At 38.5% G+C, this 19,075-nt stretch carries 17 protein-coding genes; 11 read left to right on the forward strand and 6 right to left on the reverse strand.

What is annotated here, in order from left to right; all coding sequences use genetic code 11:
• Positions 1 to 2 precede the first annotated feature (2 nt).
• The 5 genes from mazG (at position 3) to AA637_RS05220 (ending at position 4,083) form a co-directional block, all read left to right on the forward strand.
• Positions 3 to 809, forward strand: coding sequence for a nucleoside triphosphate pyrophosphohydrolase (mazG, locus tag AA637_RS05200; protein ID WP_446684176.1), 807 nt, complete (start codon positions 3 to 5; stop codon positions 807 to 809).
• 40 nt (positions 810 to 849) lie between these two features.
• Positions 850 to 1,929, forward strand: a complete 1,080-nt coding sequence (gene rseP / locus AA637_RS05205) for an RIP metalloprotease RseP (RefSeq protein WP_446684177.1) — start codon at positions 850 to 852, stop codon at positions 1,927 to 1,929.
• 107 nt (positions 1,930 to 2,036) lie between these two features.
• Positions 2,037 to 2,336: a hypothetical protein gene (locus tag AA637_RS05210; RefSeq protein ID WP_446684178.1), complete on the forward strand. Its 300-nt coding sequence runs from the start codon at positions 2,037 to 2,039 to the stop codon at positions 2,334 to 2,336.
• A complete protein-coding gene (locus tag AA637_RS05215; RefSeq protein ID WP_446684179.1) occupies positions 2,326 to 2,757 on the forward strand; it encodes a MerR family DNA-binding protein in 432 nt (143 codons plus the stop codon). The genes AA637_RS05210 and AA637_RS05215 overlap by 11 nt, the downstream gene beginning before the upstream one ends.
• Positions 2,758 to 2,853: 96 nt before the next feature.
• The gene (locus tag AA637_RS05220) at positions 2,854 to 4,083 is read left to right on the forward strand and encodes a MarR family transcriptional regulator (protein WP_446684180.1); all 1,230 of its coding nucleotides are present in this window, start codon (positions 2,854 to 2,856) and stop codon (positions 4,081 to 4,083) included.
• Between the two features lie 29 nt (positions 4,084 to 4,112).
• Here AA637_RS05220 and AA637_RS05225 read toward each other — a convergent pair whose 3' ends face one another.
• Positions 4,113 to 5,306, reverse strand: coding sequence for a M20 metallopeptidase family protein (locus AA637_RS05225; RefSeq protein WP_069791807.1), 1,194 nt, complete (start codon positions 5,304 to 5,306; stop codon positions 4,113 to 4,115).
• Positions 5,307 to 5,607: 301 nt separating this feature from the next.
• Positions 5,608 to 7,230, reverse strand: a complete 1,623-nt coding sequence (locus AA637_RS05230) for an ABC transporter substrate-binding protein (protein ID WP_446684181.1) — start codon at positions 7,228 to 7,230, stop codon at positions 5,608 to 5,610.
• A 244-nt stretch (positions 7,231 to 7,474) separates the two neighbouring features.
• On the opposite strand from AA637_RS05230, the gene ahcY reads away from it, so the two are divergent.
• Both ahcY and AA637_RS05240 read left to right on the forward strand, forming a co-directional pair.
• Positions 7,475 to 8,752 (forward strand): adenosylhomocysteinase, encoded by a 1,278-nt coding sequence (ahcY, locus tag AA637_RS05235; protein ID WP_446684182.1) that lies wholly within the window; start codon positions 7,475 to 7,477, stop codon positions 8,750 to 8,752.
• Positions 8,753 to 8,913: 161 nt separating this feature from the next.
• Positions 8,914 to 9,435 (forward strand): pentapeptide repeat-containing protein, encoded by a 522-nt coding sequence (locus tag AA637_RS05240; protein ID WP_446684183.1) that lies wholly within the window; start codon positions 8,914 to 8,916, stop codon positions 9,433 to 9,435.
• A gap of 56 nt (positions 9,436 to 9,491) precedes the next feature.
• Here the strand turns inward: AA637_RS05240 and AA637_RS05245 are convergent, their stop codons facing one another.
• Positions 9,492 to 10,856: a DUF3370 domain-containing protein gene (locus AA637_RS05245; protein ID WP_446684184.1), complete on the reverse strand. Its 1,365-nt coding sequence runs from the start codon at positions 10,854 to 10,856 to the stop codon at positions 9,492 to 9,494.
• A gap of 133 nt (positions 10,857 to 10,989) precedes the next feature.
• Positions 10,990 to 11,747 (reverse strand): IS5 family transposase gene (locus AA637_RS05250; RefSeq protein WP_446684519.1). Its coding sequence is split into 2 segments (ribosomal slippage): positions 10,990 to 11,408 and positions 11,408 to 11,747, totalling 759 coding nucleotides; the frame shifts between segments, so codons are not numbered across the junction.
• A gap of 69 nt (positions 11,748 to 11,816) precedes the next feature.
• On the opposite strand from AA637_RS05250, the gene AA637_RS05255 reads away from it, so the two are divergent.
• From AA637_RS05255 to AA637_RS05265, 3 genes are all read left to right on the forward strand, one after another.
• A complete protein-coding gene (locus tag AA637_RS05255; RefSeq protein ID WP_446684185.1) occupies positions 11,817 to 12,602 on the forward strand; it encodes a type IIL restriction-modification enzyme MmeI in 786 nt (261 codons plus the stop codon).
• Between the two features lie 106 nt (positions 12,603 to 12,708).
• Entirely contained in the window at positions 12,709 to 14,613 is a 1,905-nt protein-coding gene (gene mnmG / locus AA637_RS05260; protein WP_446684186.1) for a tRNA uridine-5-carboxymethylaminomethyl(34) synthesis enzyme MnmG, read from the forward strand.
• 182 nt (positions 14,614 to 14,795) lie between these two features.
• Positions 14,796 to 16,208, forward strand: coding sequence for an MFS transporter (locus AA637_RS05265; RefSeq protein WP_446684187.1), 1,413 nt, complete (start codon positions 14,796 to 14,798; stop codon positions 16,206 to 16,208).
• A gap of 92 nt (positions 16,209 to 16,300) precedes the next feature.
• Here the strand turns inward: AA637_RS05265 and AA637_RS05270 are convergent, their stop codons facing one another.
• Positions 16,301 to 16,573 carry an RNA recognition motif domain-containing protein gene (locus tag AA637_RS05270; protein ID WP_069791778.1) on the reverse strand — a complete coding sequence of 91 codons (273 nt, stop codon included), beginning with the start codon at positions 16,571 to 16,573 and terminating at the stop codon, positions 16,301 to 16,303.
• 298 nt (positions 16,574 to 16,871) lie between these two features.
• Here AA637_RS05270 and AA637_RS05275 point away from each other — a divergent pair, with 298 nt between their 5' ends.
• Positions 16,872 to 17,300 carry a (2Fe-2S) ferredoxin domain-containing protein gene (locus AA637_RS05275; protein ID WP_446684188.1) on the forward strand — a complete coding sequence of 143 codons (429 nt, stop codon included), beginning with the start codon at positions 16,872 to 16,874 and terminating at the stop codon, positions 17,298 to 17,300.
• Between the two features lie 7 nt (positions 17,301 to 17,307).
• On the opposite strand, the gene AA637_RS05280 is transcribed toward AA637_RS05275, so the two are convergent.
• Positions 17,308 to 19,002 carry an ABC transporter ATP-binding protein/permease gene (locus AA637_RS05280; protein ID WP_446684189.1) on the reverse strand — a complete coding sequence of 565 codons (1,695 nt, stop codon included), beginning with the start codon at positions 19,000 to 19,002 and terminating at the stop codon, positions 17,308 to 17,310.
• Positions 19,003 to 19,075 lie beyond the last annotated feature (73 nt).

A 19,075-nucleotide genomic window follows, 5' to 3' on the forward strand; every position in this document is an offset into this window, starting at 1 on the left:
CTATGGATGCTTTTCAGACTAATCAAAAAATCCTCATCGCCCTTGACAAATTAATTCAAGTGGTGGCTAAATTGCGATCGCCCCAGGGGGGTTGTCCGTGGGATTTAGCCCAAACCCAAAAATCTCTCATTCCCTACATCATAGAGGAGGCTTATGAAGCGGTAGATGCCATCGAATCAGGCAACCAAGAAGCCATTGCTGACGAGTTAGGAGACTTGTTATTACAGGTAGTATTACAAGCCCAAGTAGCCCAAGATAACGGTGATTTTGACCTCGAAAAAGTAGCCCAAAATATTACCGAAAAATTAATCCGTCGTCATCCCCATGTATTCGCTGATGTACAAGTAAACAGCACCGCAGAAGTTCACGAAAATTGGGAAAAAATCAAAGAACAAGAAAAGCCAGAATCCGCTCTTTTGAGCCAAAAATTGACCAATTATCACCGTAGCTTACCTCCTCTCATGGCCAGTGAAAAAATATCCAAGAAAGCCGCCAAGGCAGGGTTTGAGTGGGAAAATGTGGAGGGGGTATGGGATAAGTTTGATGAGGAGTTGGCAGAGTTTCAAGAAGCCATAGAAGAGGAAGACATGAATCATGCCCAAGAGGAGTTAGGGGATTTACTTTTTACCATTGTTAATATCGCTCGGTGGTATAAACTAGATGTTTCTAGGGCATTGCAGGGTACAAATAAGAGATTTATTAAACGATTGCAGTTGATGGAAAAATATGCCGATAAATCCTTATCAGAATACCCCATTAATGAGCTAGAAGCGCTGTGGCAAAAAGCAAAAAAGCAACTGAACAGCTAAACTAGAAAAGAATGTCAATATAGATAATCGTATAATTAATATGTCAGTACTAGCGGCGATCGCAGTTTTAGCACTTTTAATCGTAGTCCACGAACTGGGACACTTTGGGGCGGCAAGATTACAGGGAATTCGAGTCAGTAAATTTTCCATCGGTTTTGGCCCCGTATTAGCAAAATATGACGGTAAAGAAACCGAATACGCCATCAGAGCTTTTCCCCTTGGTGGTTACGTGGGTTTTCCCGATGATGATCCCGAAAGCGATATACCCCTAGATGATCCCGATTTGTTGCGTAATCGTCCTGTGTTAGACCGTGCGATCGTCATTAGTGCAGGTGTTATAGCCAATCTTATCTTCGCATACTTTCTTTTAGTGGGTCAATCCCTTAGTGTCGGTATTCAAGACGTTAATTTTCAACCAGGGGTATTGATTCCCGAAATCCTTGAAGAAGTAGAATCCCCAGCCCAAAGAGCAGGACTACAAAGCGGAGATGTGATTTTAAAAATCGAAAATCTTACCCTTCCCACCTCCGAAGAAGCCATTTCAATCCTGAGAGATAGAATCCAAGACTCCCCCAACCAAAGTTTAGAATTTACTATCCAAAGAAATGAAGAAACTTTCAACATCCCCATCACCCCCGAAGTAGGGGACAATGGGAAAGGAAAAATCGGGGTTATGTTATCCCCCAACGGAGAATTTAGCCGCCGTAAACCAGACAATATTATTGAGGCCTTCACCTTCGGTGCTAAACAATTTCAACGGTACACCACACTAACCGTCCAAGGATTTGGTCAACTGATTACCAATTTCCAAGAAAATGCCAACCAAGTAGCCGGCCCTGTGGCGATCGTTGCAGTAGGGGCCCAATTAGCCAAAAGCGACTTAGGCAACCTATTCCAGTTTGGAGCGTTAATCAGCATAAACCTTGCCGTTATCAACATTTTACCCCTTCCCGCCCTAGACGGTGGACAACTAGCATTTTTGCTCGTAGAAGGCATTTCTGGTAAACCACTCCCCAACAAACTACAAGAAGGCATAATGCAAACAGGGCTAGTCTTACTCTTAGGTTTAGGTATCTTCCTAATTCTCCGAGATACTCTTAACCTCGCCTTTCTTAATTAACTGAATTTAAAAACTGATTTTGTGGAGGCGTACTACCTTTTTTCTTTGATAACTTCAGGGGGAAAATGATTATCATATAATGGATGTATATGCTTTAATGTATCTTTATGAAATCTAAATTTCCCAAATCATTAAAATCTGTTTATCGTCAAGAGCCTATTTCAGCTTTTATTTTCACCTTCGGAGCGATAGAGTTAGCCATGGGAGGATTTAGTGAACATTGGAGTCTTATGTCTTTTGGACTTTTATTTGTGATAACGGGGTTGATGATGCGTTGGTTGCAAACTCAAAAACCCCAGAAAAAAATTCCTCGCAATACTCCCCGTCGTTATTTGCCTGAGAGTGAGCACACCTTTGCCGAACCTTTACCTGTATTACGTAGAAAACAAGATTATCGTGAATACTGATAGTAAAAATCAACCAAATCTTTTAAAAATTGGTGAAGTTGCTTCTGTGAGTGGTATTCCCATCAAAACTATCCGCTACTATGATGATCTCGGTTTATTGACTCCTGATATTAGTCGTAATAAAGTAGGTTATCGCTTATTTTATCAATCTATTTTTAATCGTCTTAGTTTTATTCGGCGATCGCAATCTCTCGGTTTAAGTTTAAAAGAAATTGATAATATTTTAAAGATTTATGATAAGGGTGAAATTCCTTGCGGTGTCGCCAAAGAAGTTTTATTGGAGAAATTAGATAATATTGAGCAACAAATTGAGCAATTACAGATTTTGCAAAGTGAATTAAAAGCGATTTTATCAGGGTGGCAATTTGCCGAAAAATTAGAAGGTAATATCTGCCCGAATATTCAACAAACCCATGGATAAGTTCCCATAACTTTGTTTGAAATAATAATGTTTTTTTAGCTTATTCTTTGCTAATGTTATTTTGATTGACTGTAAATGAAATTGCGAGAAGGGTTGATGGCGAAATCTTGGTTAACGAATATCAACAATAAAATAAAATCTTTATTCATAAAAACTCAAACCATTAATCAAGATAAAGATCATTTATTAGAACTTCCTCCATTTTTAAAAACAGACATCAAAGAATATGTTGAATCCCTTGATTGCCCTACAACCTATCAAGATAGCGTCCAATATGCGATCGCCCCTATACTAAAAAAATGGTTAGAAAATCCAAAAGCTGAAAATAGTATTGTAATTTTGGGAAATCCCATCGAAAATCTTTCTAAAATAATAGACAATAGTATTGAAAATTGGAAGGGCGATCGACCCACCCTCGAAATTATTACCCCCCTACCCTTTTCCCATCGCCCCCGCAACTTCTTAACCATTACCGAACAAATCAAACAAAGTTTTGAACTTCACCCCCAAGTTGAAATAGAAAACCTCAACGATATAGACACCATACCCGACGAAGAATCCCTCGAAGAAAGAACAACTATCATCGTCATACCTAACCTCGAACAACTCTTCTTGCGTGATATAGAAGGGTGGAACAGTGTCATCTTCCTAAGAGAGATAATCATTCATAACCCTAATTGTTTTTGGATTATTGGCTGTAACCATCTAGCATGGGATTTTCTTAATTATGTATGTCAAATTAAAGCCTACTTTAATAGCATTCATGCCTTACCAACCTTGGACGGAGAGATGTTAAAAAATTGGTTAGATCCTGTAGTAAAAACCGTTGTGAGTAATAAATTTACTAAAAATCAGCAACTAATCAATGATACCTCAGAAGATAATCGTGACGAAAGTTATTGGACTTATTTAGCCGAAGAATCATCAGGAATCCCCAGTATTGCCTTAAACCTATGGATAAATAGCCTAAGATTAGGCAAAGAAAATGTAGAAGAAGATAAACTAGCTCAAATTACCTTCGAGGACATTTTAGACCAAGAATCCCGGTACACTTTACAACAAATTACCCCTAGGCTACCAGATTTAGCATCCCTGACCATTGATGATCGTTATTTAGTTCATTCTGTTTTAATACACAATCATATTAATCGCACCCATTTAGCCCTTAGTTTAGGGGAGCCAGAAAGTCAAATAGAAGCCCGAATACAAAGACTTTTAAGAGAATCTATTCTCATAAGAGAAAATGGAGCTTTATCCATTGCCCCCCCATATTATAAAAAGCTCAAACAAGAGTTAATTAATAATAATTTTTTTGTGGGCGAATAGTTATGATTAGGGTGCGCTAAAAAAATGATTTAATCATTGATTTTTTGCACACAACGGGCAAAGACTTCTACCCCAAGACTTAGGGCAGTTTCATCAAAATCAAAACGGGGATGATGGTGGGGAAAATTTAAACCCTTGTCTGCATTAGCCGAACCCAAAAAGAAGTAACATCCTGGTATTTGTTGTAAGAAAAAGGACATATCTTCTCCCCCCATGGTTTGACACTCTGGCACTACTCCTAAAGGAGTTTCTACCACATCAAGGGCAACACTTCTTACTAATTCAGTAATACGAGCATTGTTAATAACGGGAGGATATAGTTGCCAATAATCAAGGTCGTATTTTGCCCCGTGGCTCTCACAGATACCTTTTATGATGGCTTCGATTCTTTCACCGATAAAGTTTTCATATTTTGGGTTAAAGTAGCGTACCGTACCACTCATTTTTACCGTGTCGGCAATGACATTTAAAGCAGTACCTCCTTCAAAAGTTCCCACAGTTACCACCGCTGAATCTGTGGGTTTAATATTTCGACTAACGATGGTTTGTAAGCTATTAACGATTTGAGCACCTACCATAATAGAATCAACGGTTTGATCAGGCATCGCCCCATGACCACCTTTGCCAAAAATTTGACATTTAAAACACTCCACCGCCGCCATTAATGCCCCTTCCCTCACTCCCACCGTACCCAGAGGAAGGTTATTCCACAAATGTAAGCCGATGATGGCATCTACATCAGGATTTTTTAAAACCCCTTCTTCGATCATGGGTTTAGCGCCCCCGGGCCCTTCTTCGGCGGGTTGAAAGATAATTTTGACAGTACCCCTAAATTTATCTTTGTTATGGGCTAAATAATGGGCTATGCCAAGGGCGATCGCACTATGCCCATCATGACCACAAGCGTGCATAACCCCCTCATGACGAGACTTGTAAGGAACTTCGTTTAACTCAAATACAGGTAAAGCATCCATATCCGCCCGAATAGCTAACACCTTACCCTCAAAGTTGCTCTTAATGGTGGCGACAATGCCAGTTTTCGCAACACCCCTTTGATGCTCAATGCCCCATTCCTGGAGTTTATAACCAATAAAATCAGCGGTCAAATTTTCCCTAAAACCTAACTCTGGATATTGGTGCATTCTCCTGCGCCACTCCACCAATTGAGGTTGTAAATCAAGGATTTCTGGACGAATTTGGGAGCTTTTGAGGATCGTTTTCATCAATTTAATGTAAAAATTTTCATATTTACTTACAATTCTAACCTCTAGTTTTTTCGCCTTAATAACTTAAATCAAAGTAGTTCATTTATCTATTTCCATCTAGTAATACCAAATCCGATTAGTAAAGTTTACTATTGTTCCCCGTGTAACAAATGACAGTAAACAATTACTATCTGTTGCCTGTTCCCCGCCCTAATTAATATATTATTGAAACAAGATTTAGTGTAATGTGTATCTTGATGGGATAGTTGTAGGTTGGGTTAAAAAATTAAACCCAACACTGAAGCCATATAAACAATACTTATTTACTAATAGTCCAAAAAGGAAAAGTTTGACTAGGATTTATCGCCACTCCTTCAACACCATTTTGGGCAAAGGCATACTCTTTGGTTTGCCAGATGGGGATATAGGGAACTTCTTGCCCTAATATTTCTTGAATTTCTCGAAAATCTTGCTCCCGTTGATTAGGATCATTTGTTCTTCTCGCATCATTAATCAACTCATTAACGCGCTCATTGTAGAAAAATGAACCTTGATTCTGAGCTCCTCCTTCAATACAACCTTCTTCGTCATTACCATTGGGGCAACTCAAGAAAGGATGAACATAGTTATCAGGATCTAAAAAGTCGGGGTACCAATCTCCCAAAAAAGTTTGATAAGTCCCTTGGCTTAGATTACTAAAAGCTGTGGCACTTTCTACTCCTTGGGGTTGAAACTCAATCATACCATCCAACTGCTGCTCGGCGATCGCCCTTAAGGTATTGGCTACAGCGGTACGGGGACGCGAGGTGGAGGGATACCATATTTCAATTTGAGCAGGATTCTCCGCCGAAAAACCAGCCTCTGATAACAATTCCTTGGCTAACTCGGCATTATCATCGGGATACACTTGCTCAAATACAGGTTGATAAACATCAAACGCACTGGGAATCATGGAGTAAAGAGGCTCTGATAACCCCTGAGTCACTCTTTCCACCATTAACCCTCTATTCATTATAAGGGCGATCGCCTGACGCACCTCCAATTGATCCAAAGGAGGCTGATTACGATTCAAAGACATATAGGAAATTACGGTACCTTGTCCTTCTAAGGCTTGAAAACTTCCACCTTCGGCATCTTCCAATAAACTTACCGTTTGCTCTGGGGCAAAAGACTGATAACCTACATCCAACGCCCCTGTGATAAAGCTGTTGTAAAGATTCGCCGAATTATCAGCAAAAATTTGTATATCTAAACCCTCATTACTCGGTATCTCTCCCCAATAGTCTTCAAAAACGTCTAATTTTGCCGAATCACTGTCAAAAGAAACTAACTTATAAGGGCCAGTGGCCACCAACTCATTGGGTTGAAACTCCCCCTGTCCGATGGTGTAGTTATCAGGAGATACCGCACAAGCCCCAGGAAAAGCCAACAAAGCAGGAAAAGCCGAAAAAGGTTGTTTTAAAGTAATTTGCAACTCATTCTCTGCCGTGGGTGTCACCTCCTCAATAATATCTGTTAACAAGAAAGAAGGTTTACCCCCATTTTCCATAAATCTATCTAGGGAAAATTTCATCGCTTCGGCATTGAAATCTGTTCCATCATGGAACTTAACCCCTTCGCGCAAAGGTATAGTATAAATTAGTCCGTCATCACTGATGGTAGGCATATCCGTGGCTAAAAGTGGTACTAATTCGGTGGTACCTACATTGTAAGTATAAAGACTTTCCCCAATGTTATAAATGAGATTCATTCCTGCTAAATCATAGCTGTCTGCAGGGTCTAAAGTTCTCGCTCTGAGGGTAGTACCAAAACTAATACGTCCATTACTTTCTGTGGTGTTGGTAGTATTATCTACTGTCGCAGTATTATTACAAGCAACGATTAAACCACAACAAAGAATCCCAAGAATAAAGTACTGGAATTTTTTTATTATCTGTTTCATGTTATTTTTTATCAAAAGTTAAAATCAGTGTATATTGAATTACATTATTTTGAAAAAATGTCTAAACATCCTTAAAAAATCCTCTCAAAAATGTATATGGTCAATCAATAAATCCTACTAATCAAAAATTTTTTGGGCACATATTTTGGATAGTCAAGATTCACCCTAAAATATTCCATTGGTTTGTTAATTATTCGTAGTTGGCTATATGATGGATAATGTAAAGTTTTATTGAGTAAAATTAATGGTTGTAGCCGCACCAAAACTAAATTACGATATTAAAGATATTAATCTAGCAGACTTAGGTCATCAGAGAATCGAGTGGGCCGGAAGAGAAATGCCCGTACTAAAACAAATTAGAGACCGTTTTGCCAAGGAGAAACCCTTCGCAGGTATTCGCATCGTTGCTTGTTGTCACGTTACCACCGAAACAGCCCACTTGGCGATCGCCCTTAAAGCAGGGGGAGCAGACGCTCTCCTTATCGCTAGTAACCCCCTTTCTACCCAAGACGACGTAGCTGCCTGTTTAGTAAGAGATTACGAAATTCCTGTGTTCGCCCTCAAAGGGGAAGATAACGACACCTACCATCGTCACGTCCAAACCGCCCTTGATCATCGTCCTAATATTATCATCGATGACGGCTCCGACGTAGTCGCCACCATGGTAAAAGAAAGACAAGAACAACTTAGCGACTTATTAGGTACCACCGAAGAAACCACCACAGGTATCGTGCGTTTAGAAGCCATGTTCAAAGATGGGGTTTTAACCTTCCCCGCCATGAATGTAAACGATGCAGACACCAAACACTTCTTCGATAACCGCTATGGTACAGGACAATCTACCCTTGACGGCATTTTCCGTGCTACTAACGTATTACTCGCAGGTAAAAACCTTGTGGTAGCAGGTTATGGCTGGTGTGGAAAAGGAGTCGCTATGCGCGCCCGTGGTTTAGGTGCTAACGTAATCGTCACCGAAATCGATCCTATCAAAGCCATCGAAGCGGCTATGGATGGTTTCAGAGTAATGCCCATGGATGAAGCCGCCAAAGTTGGCGATATATTTGTAACCGTAACGGGTAACAAGCATATTATTCGTAAAGAGCATTTCGCTTCCATGAAAGATGGAGCTATGGTATGTAATGCAGGACATTTCGACATCGAAATTGACCTCAAATCCCTCGGTGACATGGCAAAAGAAATAAAAGAAGTTCGTAACTTTACCCAACAATATATCCTTGAAAACGGTAAATCCGTGGTGGTATTAGGAGAAGGACGTTTAGTTAACTTAGCAGCCGCAGAAGGACATCCTAGCGCCGTTATGGACATGAGTTTTGCTAACCAAGCCCTCGCCTGTGAGCATTTAGTCAAAAACAAAGGTTCTTTAGAACCAGGATTACACTCTATTCCTGCGGAAGTGGATAAAGAAATCGCTCGTCTCAAACTTCAAGCTATGGGTATCACCATCGATTCTTTAACCCCCGAACAGGTTGAATACATGAACTCTTGGACTGTGGGAACCTAATTTTCAATTCTCAGCAAGGGGTTCAAACCCCTTGTTAAATCATTTCCCATCTTTTGATTTTTTTCATAAAAAAGAGCAATTATTATTGCAGTTTACTAAAAATAAATATTACATTAGACGTTTTTTTCAGCTAATTCCTAATACCTAACTAAAAATTAATTATGCGTAAGTTTTCTGGTTTGTTTTGTGCAATCATTTTACTATTATCGTTGATTGTATTACCCCAAAGTGCGATCGCGCAGCGCGACTTCATGATCGCTGCTAGTTCTAGTTTCGTCACCTCCACCTTTGAAAGTAAAAGCCTAAAAGGAGAAGACTTCACAGGGCAAAACCTACAACAAGCAGAATTTACCAAAGTAAATTTACAAGAAGCAAAATTTAATGATAGCGACCTTCGGGGAGCCGTATTCAACGGAGTTAACGCTGAAAATGCTAGTTTTGTAGGAGTAGATATGAGTGATGGTTTAGTTTACGTCACCAGCTTTAACAACGCAGACTTAAGCAACGGCATTTTTAGAGATGCCATCATGCTTCGCACCACCTTCAAAAACGCCAACGTAGAGGGTGCTGACTTCACCTTTACCGTCCTAGACTCTCAACAAGTTAACCTACTATGCGAAAACGCATCAGGTATCAATCCTGTAACCAATGCCAGTACCAGACAATCATTAGGTTGCCCATAAAAAACCCACATAACACAATGTTTTGGGGACGTAATATATTACGTCCCCGTAATACGCTAATCAGTCATCACCGTCAAAATCTGAGGAGGTGTAGCATCAGGAGGATAGAGAAAATCCACTGATACCAAACGATTACTGTTAGGCGGTAAAGTAACCCTTAACAAATCTTGTCCTTCTTCTCCCCTTTTTTGTACTAAGTGAAAATAACGCCATCGGGGTAAACCCTGATCATCAGTATATTTTACCTGTACTAATCCCCTAAAAAATACCTGCGGCCCTGGCTCATCCAAGAACTCTAATTCTCCCACATCTCTTTTAATGGGAGTAGAAATTTTTACCCTCACAGTTTGCTCTTCATCACTAGGATTATACAAAGGTAAGGTTAAACTATACTGCACTCCATAATTACCATGAGCCTCAAGGGCAGTATCCGAATATCTTACCGCCAAAGGAGCAGTCTGGTTCTGTTCAGAGCCTAATCTTCCCCTCACAAGGGTACTCAATCCATAGGAAAAAGCCTCCCCAGACTCAGGAATATTTAATACTTGGCTATCATCATCCACCAAATCAGCCTTCCACATATTTCCCATAGCAACCCCAGCCACTCTTCCATATCTGAAAGTACCTTCCGCATTAAGAGCCGTGGGGGCTAAATCCCTAGGGGTAGATAAATCTGCATTAGTTAACATTTCCTGCCATTCTGAAATTTCAGGGGCATCATCTTCATCATCTCGATACATCGCCAAACTAGCCATATAAACTTCCCCATCACTCCTTAACCTAGCGTAAGTAGAGCGTCCATTAAGAGGAGGAGTTAAACTATGGATGGGAATAGGTACATTTAATAACATACGACTTTCCCCCGCCCGAATAGTAATACTTTCTGGGAAGATGTCCTGTCTTTTATTTTGCAAAATATCCCCCATAACCCGACTTCCAGGCCCAGCGTAAACATTACGCCCTGAGACTTGAGAAGGAAGGGAAATAAAGGGGGCATCAGGTTGACTGAGATAACTAGCACCTTGTAAAACATCTATATTTACATCGGTATCCGTAGGATTATGCACCAAAATCCCAATATATAAAGTTCTCATGTCACCTTCTTCGGGGGGGCGAGAAACATGGTGGGCAAATACATCAAATTCTCCATTAAAAGCAAAATCTAAATGGGCATTAGGGTTAGTTTTGTTTTCTTTAGGGAAAGTTGAAAGTAATATACCCTCTCCCAAAACCAACTCAGGGCTATTACTATTAAATACGGGAACTTGATTTAATTCTCCATTTAAAGGGCGAATAATATTAGGGATGTTTTCTTGTTCATTTTCTTCTGTCTGCGATGCTTGAGCAACATATACGGGGGTTGCTTCATTAACCAAAGAAGGCATATTAATAGGAAGTATGAGGGGGAGTAGTTCTAACATAAAAAAAAGTGGATAAAAAATATTAAATGATTCCAGAATTAGATTTTAAACGCAATACTGAAATTTGACGAAATGATTCGCTTAAATGTGTCTTAATTTTGGAATATTGCAATTAAAAGCCTAGGGCGTGTCATCAATTAAGCCATATAACGACTGCGGCTAGATAAATAGCACCAAGAAAATTTATTTTTCGTTTATCATACCTAGTGGCTATGGCTCTATATTGTTTTAATCGGGCAAAAAAGTTCTCAATCAAATGTCTTGCTTGATATAAATACTTATCATATTCTCGTTGTTCTTTTCTATTTCTTTTTGGTGGAATAACCGCTATTTTATCCTGCTTCTTTAGCTTTTCCAGAACTCTTTCATCTGCATCATAACCTTTGTCCCCTAACAAAATATCTGCCTTTATTTCTTTTAGTAAAACATCTGCACCGTCCAAATCACATTTTTGTCCTCCGGTGAGGAAAAAACCTGTAGGATTACCTAATGCGTCAACCGTAGTATGAATTTTTGTACTTAAACCTCCTTTACTTCGACCTATTGCTTCCTCGTTTTTATCCCCCCTTTTGCACCAGCACTATGCTGGTGTGCTCTTACTATGGTTGAATCAATCATGGCATATTCATCGTCACTATCTCCTGCCAAAATTTGAAAAACCTTTTCCCAGACACCTTTTTTATTCCAACGACTAAAACGAGTATGAACCACTCGAAAATCACCAAATCGACTAGGTAAATCTCGCCAAGGAATACCAGCTCGATACCTGTACAATACCGCTTCGACAAAAAGTCGATTATCTTTGGCGGTGACTCCCACTGTACCAAATCGACCCGGTAATAAATCTTTAATTTTTTCCCATTGATCGTCTCTCAAACCATACCTGCGCATCTCTACCATATCCTCACTTTTGTCACAATTACTATCATCCTTATTTTATCTGTTATTCTCTTCTATTTGATGACACGCCCTAGTATCGTTAATTCGTGTAAACAAAAGCCCGATCAATTATTTTTAGATGACAAGTTAGTTAAAATTATTAATTCATCTTTAAAAAATGAAATTTCTGTCACTTCTGCTAAAAGATTAAAATGTAATAAAAATCGCTCTTTTCAAGCGTGTGAATTATCTGGAAAAGGTTTTATTATTACCGAGGAAGAAGCTAAGGAATGGATAAAAAAAGATTCTAAAAATCAAGAAGTTTTAAAACCTATGATTGATGGAAAAGGTTTAATTCATCCTTGGGAAAAGTTAGATTGGGTAATTGATTTTAATGATATGTCCATTGAAGAAGCGTCAAATTATAAATTACCTTTTGAAAGAGTTAAGGAAAAAGTTAAACCAGAAAGAGATAAAAGCCGAGAAAAAATAAGACGTCAAAGATGGTGGCAATTTGGAAGAAGTCGCTCTATTATGCGAAACCAATTAAAAGATTTAAGTTGTTATTTTGCTATTCCTAAAGTTGTTAAATATGTCATTTTTTCCCCTGTAGATATATCCATATTGCCCTGTGAAGCAAATATGGTTGTTGCTTCTGATGACTTTTATGTTTTAGGCATTTTAACTTCAAAAATACATCGTTTATGGGTAAAGGCTCAAAGCTCAACTTTAGAAGATAGAACAAAATATACGAATACTACCTGTTTTGAAACATTCCCTTTTCCCTCACCCCTAGCCCCTCTCCCCAAGGGCGAAGGGAGTAAGATAAAAGAAGAAAAAGTCCCCCTTGATAAGGGGGGAACTTAAATAGGATTCGGTGAAATCTGTAACCTCCCCACACCCGATAACTATTACTCCGAACTGAGGTAGAATTAGATTAAGCACCTCAGTTTTGCAGATAGATAAAGGAAAAATGACCATTAAAACCCCCGTAGAATTTCAAGATGAATTTGACGTAATAATCATTGGTGGTGGACATTCTGGCTGTGAATCAGCCCTTGCCAGTGCGAGGTTAGGATGTCGCACCCTGATGCTAACCCTTAACCTTGACAAAATTGGGTGGCAACCTTGTAATCCTGCGGTGGGTGGCCCTGCAAAATCTCAACTTACCCACGAAATCGACGCATTGGGGGGCGAGATTGGCAAAATGGCGGATAGGACATATTTACAAAAAAGGGTATTGAATAATTCCCGTGGCCCTGCGGTATGGGCATTGAGGGCGCAGACTGACAAGCGCGAGTATGCGACGGTGATGAAAAATATTGTGGAAAATGAGCCAAATTTGTCTATCCGTGAAGGGATGGTAACGGATTTGGTATTAGGAAAAAATGATGAGGTGATAGGGGTACAAACCTATTTCGGCACCTGTTTTAAGACTAAGGCGGTGGTATTAACTACAGGTACTTTTTTGGATGGTAAAATCTGGATTGGTGGTAAATCCATGGCGGCAGGAAGGGCTGGAGAGTTTGCAGCTATTGGTTTGACGGAAACCCTTAATGATTTGGGGTTTGAGACGGGAAGATTAAAAACGGGTACTCCTGCACGGGTAGATAAGCGCACGGCGGACTATACAAAAATGGAGGTGCAACCCCCTGATGAGGAGATTCGCTGGTTTAGTTTTGATCCTGAAGTGTGGGTAGAAAGAGAACAAATGAACTGTTATCTTACTCGTACTACTACCAAAACCCATCAATTGATTAAGGATAATCTCCATTTGTCGCCTATTTATGGCGGTTTTATTGACTCAAAGGGGCCTCGTTATTGTCCTAGTATTGAAGATAAGATTGTTCGTTTTGCGGATAAAGACAGCCATCAAATTTTTATTGAGCCTGAAGGCAGAGATATTCCTGAGTTATATATTCAGGGGTTTTCTACGGGTTTACCTGAAAATATACAGTTGCAAATGTTGCACACTTTGCCGGGGTTGGAAAACTGTGTGATGTTGCGTCCTGCCTATGCGGTGGAGTATGATTTTTTACCTGCGACTCAGTGTTATCCTACTTTGATGACGAAGAAGGTTGAGGGGTTATTTTCGGCAGGGCAGATTAACGGTACAACAGGTTATGAGGAAGCGGCGGCGCAGGGCATCGTGGCGGGAATTAATGCGGCTCGTTTTTCTCGGGGTGAGGAGATGATTGTTTTTCCTCGTGAGGAGAGTTATCTTGGTACTTTGATTGATGATTTGTGTACGAAGGACTTGCGTGAGCCTTATCGGATGTTGACTTCTCGCTCAGAATATCGTTTAATTTTAAGGTCTGATAATGCTGATCAACGTATGACTCCTTTAGGTCGTGAAATAGGGCTAATTTGCGATCGCCGTTGGAATTTATATCAAGAAAAACAAAAAAATATTATCGCTGAACAAGAAAGGTTATACGAAACTAGAATTAAGGAAAGAGATGAGGTTGCCCTCAAGATTGTAGAGGATACGGAACAAAAAATAAAAGGCTCAATTACCCTTGCGGATTTGTTGCACCGTCCGAAGTTTCATTATGAAGATTTAGAAAGATACAATTTACATAATGCTGAGTTAAATAAGGCGGAAAAAGAAGGGGCAGAAATTGAAATAAAATATTCGGGATATATTCAAAGACAACAAAAACAAATTGATCAAGTAGCCCGTCATAGTAATCGTAAATTACATGAAGATTTAGATTATATGAAAATTGAAACTTTGTCCATGGAAGCAAGGGAAAAACTAACGAAAGTAAGACCTTTAACCATTGGACAGGCTACCCGCATCGGTGGTGTAAATCCTGCGGATGTTAATGCTTTATTGATTTATTTGGAAATGCAAAATAATTTATTAAAAAAGTAGGATCCCCCCTAGCCCCCCTTAATAAGGGGGGAATTTAATTTAACAATGTCATAAATAATTTAGTTAGTTATGGTGTGTTATCAGAAATGATCAAGGTTAATTTACAAAGATTTAAGCATACGAAAAAAATCAAAAAATACCATTATTAATTATTCATTCTCCATTATCAATTAAAAAAGGGTATGTCTCAATCTTTGACTAACTTTGCTCAACAATTAGACGATTCGCCCATAACTCGCCCGATGTGGTTGTTATGGTTTTTATCCGCTTCTTTGATTGCCCTTGATGGGTTTGATTTTTTTATCATTGGCATTGCTTTGCCTTTCCTAAAGCTAGATTTCGCATTGACAGCCACTGATACCGCTATGATAGCAGTAAGTGCGATCGCAGGGGCTTTGGTAGGCTCTTTAACTTTGGGAGCAATTACAGACAAAATCGGGCGCCAAAAGATGCTCTTAATCGATGTATTTTTGTTGATAAGTGCTAGTGTTGCCTGTGCTTTATCTCCGAATACTACATTTTTGATTATTTCTCGTTTTTTGGTGGGAGTTGGCATTGGGGCAGATTATCCCATCAGCGTAGCCTACATCACCGAAAATGTACCCTCTCGTCATCGAGGTAGGATGGTGATAGGTGCTTTTGCTTTTCAGGCTATAGGGACAGTTGTGGGGGCGCTAATCGGTATCATTGTTATTAATTATTTTCAATCTGCTTATCCTAAAACGCCTATTTTTGCTGTTCATTATGCTTGGCGGATAATGTTAGCAATGGGGGCATTATTTGGCATTTTAGTAGGTATTTTAAGACTTAAATTTTTATTGGAAAGTCCTTTTTATCATATCAATAGGGGGGAGTATAAAAAGGCATCTCAATCAGCTTCTATTCTATTAGAAAAAGAGGTTATTCTCACGGCAGAAACTGAACCCATAAAGGATCAAGAGGTTTTAAATTACGGTGCTTTATTTTCTTCTAAATATCGTATTAATACTTTATTCGCTTCTTTACCTTGGTTTTTACAAGATATTGCTACCTATGGCATAGGGATTTTTACCCCTGCTATTATTACTTTTTTAGCACTTAATAATGAGTCAGATTTTTTGGTACAACAAATCAAGTCTGCACAGGGAGCTATTGTGGTGGATTCTTTTTTGGTATTGGGGTTTATTTTGGCTATTTTGTTAATTAATAAACTGGGTAGAATTTTCTTGCAGGTTACGGGTTTTGTCGGTATGGCGGTTGGTTTATCTTTATTAGGAATATCATCTTTTTTTCCCGCTCAAAGTGTTAGTAATATTGGATTAATTTTAGGGGGTTTCTTCCTCTTTAATTTATTTATGAATGGCGGTCCAAATTCGACTACTTTTTTGTTATCAGGGGAGGTATTTCCTTCCTCCATTCGGGCTAGTGGAGCGGGGTTTGCAGGGGCGATCGCCAAGGCTGGAGCTATTTTAGGAGCTTATTTATTACCTTCTATTCAAGAAGAAATAGGAGTAAGTAATGTTTTATTTATTTTGAGTATATGTTGTATTTTAGGAGCCATAATGACTTATGTTTTATCCCAAAAATTAATATTTTTTAACCCTAGTGATAAGTAATTAACCAATAGAAAATATTAATACAAAAATAACCCCCAACAAAAACGTTAGGGGTTTGAAACTAAATTTGATTAAAACTAAAGAAATATATCTTAGAATCTATCACGACGGTTTCCGCCTTCTTCACGAGGCTTAGCTTTATTAACCTTCATTTGTCTGCCCATCCACTGAGCACCATCCAAGGTTTCAATTGCAGTTTCTTCTTCATTATCACTAGACATTTCTACAAAGCCGAAACCGCGCATTCTTTTAGTTTCACGATCAACAGGTAAATAAACACGTTTTACCTGACCATAATCAGAGAAGACAGTTTGTAAATCTTCTTCTGTAACATCATAGGATAAATTCCCAACATATATGGACATAGACTTGCTCCAATAATCTTAATTTACACTAGGGCAACTGAGACGACGGACGTGAGTCTTTCCATGCTGTGGAAGGAATAACCTTACTATTATACTGGAATCAAACACTGTTACCGAAACGAACCTCAAATTAACACTAATTATAATTTATCATATTACTTGTGTAATTGTCAGGACAAGATAAGAGGTAAAATAATTGATAATGGACGATTAATCATTGATAATTGATAACAGGTAATTAATTTCTCAATGGTACAGATTCTTCATTGCTAATAAATTTTAGGGGTTGTTTCTAAGGATGGCTAATAAACTTATTCCCATGGTCAAAAAGCTACATTTAAACTCTATTAATCGTCATATTTTCTTATGTTGTGATCAAGCAAAACCTAAATGTTGTAATAAAGAAGATAGTCTAAAATCATGGCAATATCTTAAAACTAGACTAAAGGAGTTGGGCTTGGATAGTCCTACTTCTGAGAGGGAAACCTGTGTTTTTCGTACCAAAGCTGATTGTCTTCGGGTATGTTGTGATGGCCCAATTATGTTGGTTTATCCTGAAGGGGTATGGTATCGTAACGCTACCCCAGAGGTTATCGAAGAAATTATTCAAAAACATCTTATCAATGACGAAATTGTTGAGGAATACGCATTTCACCAAAAAACTTTATCTCAACCCTCGGAATTATCCATCAGGGATGAAGAAGAAATGAAAGCAGATATTTGGTAATAGTTAATTAATTCTCTACGGCGATGGATTTATCGTCTTTAAACTTAATCATTGATTGATGATAATTTTTTAAACTTTCACGATGTCCTACACTAATATAAGTAATCTTTTGTAAAGTTAAATGGTGATATAAACGAGCTTCATTATCAATATCTAAAGCACTGGTGGCTTCGTCTAAGATGACATATTTGGGCTTGTTAATGAAGATACGAGCAAAGGCAACCCTTTGTTGTTCCCCTAATGATAACAATTCCCCCCAGTCTTTTTCCACATCAAAACCGCCAAATCTGGTGGCTAAATCACCTAAGTTTACTATGTCTAAAATATCCTGCAATTCTTGATCATCAATGGATTTGTCTAGGCTAGGATAAGTTAGTTGTTGTCTCAGGGTACCAATTATCATATAAGGGCGCTGGGGCAAGAAAAGCATTTCTTCTAATTCTGGGCGATAAATTACCCCTGTGCCAGAATTCCATAGTCCCGCAATAGCCCTTAAAAATGAGCTTTTACCGCATCCACTACTACCCATGATTAATAATCCTTGTTGGGGTGGTAACTCGAGAGAGAGATTATTGAATAGGGTATTTTGATAGTTGGGAGTCTGTAGGGTTAATTCTTTGGTGGCTAGTTTGCCGTTAGTGACAGTGTCAATGGTGGGTTTATTTTTACTATTAATATTAATCTCATTTTCAGCTTTTAAGAATTCTGAAAAAGTTGATAAACGATTAACTCCTGCTGCAAAACTGGTCAAAGATTGGAAGCGACTAACGATAATATTGAGAGAGAAAAAGACTCTAGCAAATGCCCCTGTGGCTTCGCTTACTTTTCCTACTTCTAACTCCCCTGATAAAACGCTAGGGGCTACTACTATAGCTGGAATGACGTAGGGTAAAAATTCAAAGGTATTAACGAATAGTCCTAAATATAATTCTTGCCAAACAATTAATGAGTTAAAGTTTTGATAAACATCATTAAATAAGTTTTTAAGGTGATTTTCTTCTTGTTTTTCCCCTTGATAAAAGGCAATAGATTCACTATTTTCCCTTACTCTTACTAATCCAAAACGGAAGTTTGCTTCTTTTTTGAGTTGGGCAAAGTTGAGGTTAATTAATTTTTGTCCGAATACCCCCGTTGTGATAATGGTACCTGCGATCGCATATACTAGCAAAAAGATAACTAACTGCTGAGAAATAGACCACAAAACGGCACTAAAGGCAATTACCTGTAAAACTGATTGCACAACCACAAGCAAAAATAAGAGAGAATCTTGGGTAAAACCTCTTATATCTTCGGAAATACGTTGATCTGGGTTATCAATTTCTTTATATTTTGCCGTCAACTGATAAAATGAACGATTAGCAAAATATCGTCCCAAAAAATTTTCAGTTAACCATTTTCGCCAATATAAACCTAATTTACTTTGTACATAGGAAAAACTGGCAAAAAGAGGAACATAAATTACTAATACCGTTAAAAATGACCTAACGGCACTCCAAAAAAGTGCTTCATCTTTAGCGGCTAAAGTAGAGATTAATTCCCCTTGATTTCGGTTTAATAATACACTTAATTGAGTATAACCAATTAATAATAATCCTAATAATATTAAGAGAGTAAAAGCTCCTTTTTTTTCTTTTCCTAACCAATATAGTTGGGCGATATTCCAGAATTTTTTAAAGATATTTAGATTGACTTTTTCGTTCATTTAATTTAGGATTATTAGTTGATAATATTACCTACAACATTTATGATTATGTCACGATATACACTCCCCATTA

This window comes from Cyanobacterium sp. HL-69 (genome assembly GCA_002813895.1).
In the GTDB taxonomy this organism is placed as follows: domain Bacteria; phylum Cyanobacteriota; class Cyanobacteriia; order Cyanobacteriales; family Cyanobacteriaceae; genus Cyanobacterium.

Bases quoted from the DNA above. Each gene is read 5' to 3' on its own strand.
- mazG (WP_446684176.1), top strand. From the start codon at position 3: ATGGATGCTTTTCAGACTAATCAAAAAATCCTCATCGCCCTTGACAAA.
- rseP (WP_446684177.1), top strand. From the start codon at position 850: ATGTCAGTACTAGCGGCGATCGCAGTTTTAGCACTTTTAATCGTAGTC.
- AA637_RS05210 (WP_446684178.1), top strand. From the start codon at position 2,037: ATGAAATCTAAATTTCCCAAATCATTAAAATCTGTTTATCGTCAAGAG.
- AA637_RS05220 (WP_446684180.1), top strand. From the start codon at position 2,854: ATGGCGAAATCTTGGTTAACGAATATCAACAATAAAATAAAATCTTTA.
- AA637_RS05225 (WP_069791807.1), bottom strand. From the start codon at position 5,306: ATGAAAACGATCCTCAAAAGCTCCCAAATTCGTCCAGAAATCCTTGAT.
- AA637_RS05230 (WP_446684181.1), bottom strand. From the start codon at position 7,230: ATGAAACAGATAATAAAAAAATTCCAGTACTTTATTCTTGGGATTCTT.
- ahcY (WP_446684182.1), top strand. From the start codon at position 7,475: ATGGTTGTAGCCGCACCAAAACTAAATTACGATATTAAAGATATTAAT.
- AA637_RS05240 (WP_446684183.1), top strand. From the start codon at position 8,914: ATGCGTAAGTTTTCTGGTTTGTTTTGTGCAATCATTTTACTATTATCG.
- AA637_RS05245 (WP_446684184.1), bottom strand. From the start codon at position 10,856: ATGTTAGAACTACTCCCCCTCATACTTCCTATTAATATGCCTTCTTTG.
- AA637_RS05255 (WP_446684185.1), top strand. From the start codon at position 11,817: ATGACACGCCCTAGTATCGTTAATTCGTGTAAACAAAAGCCCGATCAA.
- mnmG (WP_446684186.1), top strand. From the start codon at position 12,709: ATGACCATTAAAACCCCCGTAGAATTTCAAGATGAATTTGACGTAATA.
- AA637_RS05265 (WP_446684187.1), top strand. From the start codon at position 14,796: ATGTCTCAATCTTTGACTAACTTTGCTCAACAATTAGACGATTCGCCC.
- AA637_RS05270 (WP_069791778.1), bottom strand. From the start codon at position 16,573: ATGTCCATATATGTTGGGAATTTATCCTATGATGTTACAGAAGAAGAT.
- AA637_RS05275 (WP_446684188.1), top strand. From the start codon at position 16,872: ATGGCTAATAAACTTATTCCCATGGTCAAAAAGCTACATTTAAACTCT.
- AA637_RS05280 (WP_446684189.1), bottom strand. From the start codon at position 19,002: ATGAACGAAAAAGTCAATCTAAATATCTTTAAAAAATTCTGGAATATC.